Source organism: Brachyspira catarrhinii (assembly GCF_005518285.1).
Classification (GTDB): domain Bacteria; phylum Spirochaetota; class Brachyspiria; order Brachyspirales; family Brachyspiraceae; genus Brachyspira; species Brachyspira catarrhinii.
On record NZ_SJDU01000292.1, the window covers coordinates 1 to 2,962 of the forward strand.

Annotated in this window: 6 protein-coding genes; 2 read left to right on the forward strand and 4 right to left on the reverse strand. The window is 30.7% G+C overall.

Annotated elements, in window-relative coordinates; translation table 11 throughout:
• From selD to rplU, 4 genes are all read right to left on the reverse strand, one after another.
• The coding region (selD, locus tag EZH24_RS09535; protein WP_137998923.1) for a selenide, water dikinase SelD at positions 1-718 on the reverse strand (718 nt) is incomplete at its 3' end.
• Positions 719-766: 48 nt separating this feature from the next.
• Positions 767-1,021, reverse strand: a complete 255-nt coding sequence (gene rpmA, locus EZH24_RS09540) for a 50S ribosomal protein L27 (RefSeq protein WP_137998924.1) — start codon at positions 1,019-1,021, stop codon at positions 767-769.
• Position 1,022: 1 nt separating this feature from the next.
• Complete coding sequence (locus tag EZH24_RS09545) at positions 1,023-1,367, reverse strand: ribosomal-processing cysteine protease Prp (protein ID WP_137998925.1); 345 nt, start codon at positions 1,365-1,367, stop codon at positions 1,023-1,025.
• 4 nt (positions 1,368-1,371) lie between these two features.
• Positions 1,372-1,683 carry a 50S ribosomal protein L21 gene (gene rplU, locus EZH24_RS09550; RefSeq protein ID WP_137998926.1) on the reverse strand — a complete coding sequence of 104 codons (312 nt, stop codon included), beginning with the start codon at positions 1,681-1,683 and terminating at the stop codon, positions 1,372-1,374.
• Positions 1,684-1,940: 257 nt separating this feature from the next.
• Here rplU and EZH24_RS09555 point away from each other — a divergent pair, with 257 nt between their 5' ends.
• Positions 1,941-2,321, forward strand: a complete 381-nt coding sequence (locus EZH24_RS09555) for a CidA/LrgA family protein (RefSeq protein ID WP_137998927.1) — start codon at positions 1,941-1,943, stop codon at positions 2,319-2,321.
• A gap of 2 nt (positions 2,322-2,323) precedes the next feature.
• Positions 2,324-2,962 (forward strand): LrgB family protein (locus EZH24_RS09560; RefSeq protein WP_137998928.1); only part of this gene is annotated, 639 nt, incomplete at its 3' end.

Genomic DNA, 2,962 nt, shown 5'->3' on the forward strand with positions numbered 1-2,962 from the left:
TTTTATAAGCATGCCCGATTAATCCGAATCCAGTTATATCGGTTGCGGACTTGACATTATATTTATTCATTATCTTGCATGATTTTTTATTTAAAGTTTTCATCGATTCAAAAACATCTTCAATATCTTTTTCTTTAATAAGTCCGTTTCTCATAGCCGCCAGAGAGCATCCCGTTCCCAAAGGTTTAGTAAGTATTATAATATCTCCGTCTTTAGCTTTTGAATTAGCCGTTATTTGATTGGGATTAGCAAAACCTATGACAGCCATTCCGTATTTAACCGTAGCGTCAGTTATCGTATGTCCGCCTACGACTAATGCTCCAGCTTCCGTAGCTTTATCCTGTCCTCCTTTCAAAATATTAGCGAGTATATTTAAAGAATCGTCTTTTGGAAACATCGTTATATTCAAAGCTAATTTAGGCTCTCCGCCCATCGCATAAATATCGCTTATAGAATTGCAAGCCGCTATCTGCCCGAATAAATAAGGGTCTGCGACTACGGGAGGAAAAAAATCTGTGGTAAATATTATAGCGTTATCTTCGGAAATTTTATAAACTCCCGCGTCGTCTCCGATATCAATATCCGATAAAAGATTGGAATCGGTTTTTGCTTTTAATATAGGAAGCAAAGTTTTTTCAAGCAAATCTGGAGGAATTTTAGCGGAACATCCCCCTTCCAAAGCGCATGATAATAATTCTATATTATCTTTATTTTCCATAATAATTTTAAAAAATTTTAAATTACAAAAATTTAGAATATAAAAATATTAATCCGCAATTACGCTTATAGCTTTTTTGCCAAATTTATTAGTATGGAATTTTACAATTCCAGAAGCGGTTGCAAAAATGGTGTGGTCTCTTCCTATATCGACATTTTTGCCGACATGAAATTGGGTTCCTCTTTGCCTAACTATTATATTTCCAGATATAACTTTCTGCCCGCCGTAAACTTTAACTCCAAGTCTTTTGGATTGACTATCTCGTCCGTTTTTTGAGCTTCCGCCGCCTTTTTTATGAGCCATTTTATCTCTCCTCTTTGTATTTTATGTAATCGGGATATTCTTTTATTAATTCTTTTATTCCTATCAAATATCCTTCGCTTACAATTTTGTATTCTTTTTTTTTGCTTTCTTCAAGTTTATCAAAATCTTTTAATATTAAACTTAAATTAGCGTTATCTATTTTATAAATTAAATATTTTTTCCCAACTATGCTAATCAAAGCCCTTTGCATCGCTTGAGTAATTGAACTTAAAGCTATACAAACCTCGTAGCCTTCGCCAATTTTTTTTACTCCAGCATGTCCATCAACCGAAATATATTCAATAATTCCTTCACTATTATAACGAACATTTACCAACGAAGCCATAAAATCAAACTATTATATCTTCAATAGTTATTTTATGATATTTATGCCTATGTCCCGTTTTTCTTCTATAGTCTTTTCTTCTTTTATGCTTTCCAATTATAACTTTATCGCCTTTCAAACTTTCCGCTATTTTTGAGTTGACTTTTACATTTTCTACATAAGGAGTTCCAACGACAACGGTTTCATCGTCTTTCTTTAACAAAAGAATTTTAATTTCAGGCGATTCTTTCGCGTCCTCTCCCAAATATTCTATCAATATATTTTGTCCTTTTTCCACTTTATATTGTTTTCCTTTAACTTCAACTATTGCATACATTGTCGTTTATCTCCGTTTAATTTTTTTAAATTTATTTCTTAATTAATTATTTCAATATAGACATAAACTGTACTATAATAATATAATTTTGTCAAGCGTTTTATTTAAGAATTTTAAAAAAATAAAGATTATCTTGATAAGATTTATATAGAAGTATTGAAAAACAAAATAATATATATATAATCTATTATCAATAAAATAAATTTTTTATTATTAAAGCAATTAAAAAACGATTTGATAGGAATTAAATTTTCAAAATGGCGTTAATAAAACAATTTGCAATTATTTTTTCAATATATTCGATTTCAGATATTTTTTGTAAATCGCTCAAACTTCCGATACCAGCAAATGTTGTCGGAATGCTCACTCTTTTTATACTTCTTATAATGGGAATAATAAAAGAACATCATATTGATAAAGCGAGCGAAATTTTAATTGGCAATATGTCTTTATTATTCGTTCCCGCGACTTTGGCGATAATGGAAGAATACAAATATATAAAAGAGGAAATTATCCCGTTTATAATTATCTGCGTATTTATGGTAATAGTCATAATGGTTTCTACGGGATTAATCGCTCAAATTTTGGAAAAAATTTTTAATAAAATAAGAATAAAAAGAGAAGGAAGAGAAAAATAAAAATGATAGAATTATTTGAATCAAATCCAATCATACCAATCGTTATAACTTTGATAGCTTATATCATTTCATATACTATCTATATAAAAACTAAATTGCCGATTTTAACGCCTTTGGTGACAACGGTAATTTTGGTTGGTTTTTCTTTATATTTTATGCAAATTCCTTATAATGTTTATAACGAAAGCGGAGGAAAATTTATAAACGCTTTAGTCGGTCCCGCAACCGTAGTTTTGGCTCTTCCAATTTATAGAAATCTCCCTATACTCAAGGCAAATCTTCCCGTAATATTGATAAGTATAGCTATAGGAAGTGCGATTGGAATAATAGGAATTTTTATAATGTCAAAAGCTCTTGGAATATCGAACAATATACTTTTATCGTTGCTTCCTAAATCGGTAACAACGGCAATAGCGGTGGATATTTCCGCAAATATTGGAGGAATAAAATCAATAACGGTTTTATCGGTAATAATATCGGGAATCACTGGAGCAATAGTAGCTCCGTTTGTTTGTAAAATATTCAAAATAAAATCTCCCCTAGCAATAGGCTTGGGAATAGGAACTTCTTCGCATGCGGTTGGAACGAGCAAAGCTATAGAACTTGTTCCAGCATCTAAAATAATTACATCTCCATCTTCT

Excerpts from the sequence above, each read along its gene's own strand:
- rpmA (WP_137998924.1), bottom strand. The coding sequence starts at position 1,021 with ATGGCTCATAAAAAAGGCGGCGGAAGCTCAAAAAACGGACGAGATAGT.
- EZH24_RS09545 (WP_137998925.1), bottom strand. The coding sequence starts at position 1,367 with ATGGCTTCGTTGGTAAATGTTCGTTATAATAGTGAAGGAATTATTGAA.
- rplU (WP_137998926.1), bottom strand. The coding sequence starts at position 1,683 with ATGTATGCAATAGTTGAAGTTAAAGGAAAACAATATAAAGTGGAAAAA.
- EZH24_RS09555 (WP_137998927.1), top strand. The coding sequence starts at position 1,941 with ATGGCGTTAATAAAACAATTTGCAATTATTTTTTCAATATATTCGATT.